This window comes from Shewanella sp., from assembly GCF_051658185.1.
Classification (GTDB): domain Bacteria; phylum Pseudomonadota; class Gammaproteobacteria; order Enterobacterales; family Shewanellaceae; genus Shewanella.
In genome coordinates, this window is the sequence record NZ_JBOFMC010000439.1 from 1 (window position 1) to 1,197 (window position 1,197).

General features: G+C 48.5%; 2 pseudogenes. Both read right to left on the reverse strand.

Annotated elements, in window-relative coordinates:
* A pseudogene (locus ACRCZA_RS15990) lies at positions 1-887 on the reverse strand (hypothetical protein); the annotation flags it as partial.
* Positions 888-1,069: 182 nt separating this feature from the next.
* Positions 1,070-1,197: pseudogene (locus ACRCZA_RS15995) on the reverse strand (threonine/serine ThrE exporter family protein); the annotation flags it as partial.

Here is a 1,197-nt window from a genome sequence, read left to right on the forward strand (position 1 = left end):
AACTCATGCTTATCTTGGGTAAATCCCACCATCAATCGCGAAAGCGCTGCACTGTTTTTATCGATTAACCAACCATATTGCACATTAAGATAGTCGGCATTGTGGGCAAATTCACTCAGATCCTTACCGTTTTGCCTGAGGGTATCGACATGGCTATCGTCTAATAATTCAATGGCATACATGGTTTTGGTATCGAGGGCGTAGAACGGCTTTGTGACATACACATGTTTGGCTTGGCCGTCGTCATTGTCGTAAAACTCTGCGGCGACCATGCCATAAGGGATAATGCTGATGGGGGCTTCAAAGCCGAATTTGTAGCCAGTGCGCGCTTCATCCGATTGATATTTAACGCGGGTGCGAATGCCGGTGCCGAACAGGTTATCTTCCTTTACCCCGAAGGAGTAGCGGCTGTCGCCGCCAGAGCTACTAAAACTGGCGGTGGGCAACAGTGACCAGTTATCCCAGGTTTCAACCACAACCGTCTCGCTATCGGATTTGCTGTCGGACTTGCTATCGGCCTCGGGGTCTTTTTCAGCGAGATACACTTTGGCGTCCCGGATATAGGATTCGGCCCGTAGCAGGCGCTGAGATTCGTCGAGATCCTTTTGGGTGATCGTCTCTTGCTCACCGAAGGTTAGCCTATCGCGCACGACATATTCTTTGGTGTTGATATGCAGGTAGTTGGCCCAGCGATGGATAAAGAAGGCTTCTGGGTCCGATTCGTCAAAAATGGGGTTGCTCAGTACCACAATATGCTGGATGCGTTTTGGCGATTCAGGCGGTGCAGGCTCCTTGGGAGAAGAGGCGGCAGCATTGGCTTGAGTGGCGCCGATAATGCAGATCGCACAACAAGGTAAAATGCAGGCATAGCGAATAATTTTCTGCATTATCAGTGACTCCCCATGGCTTTAAAGACTGCAGGAACAGTAGCCTATCACTGCAGTTTACAAGTCAATAACACATGTTTGGTGGGCATTAGTCAAGCAAACATTTAAATAAAATAATGATGTTACATAATGTTAACTTGAAAATGTTGCTGGCCTTGCGGCCAGCGATGAGGGGAGGAGATTTACAGTGTGCGTCTTGGTGGTACCGCGACGTTAGCAAAGATGAGCCCTGCGATCAGCGACATAAAAATTAAAAAGATTTGCGAGCCAATATGGGACTGGTTGAGCATCGTTTCGCCCGAGATCAACG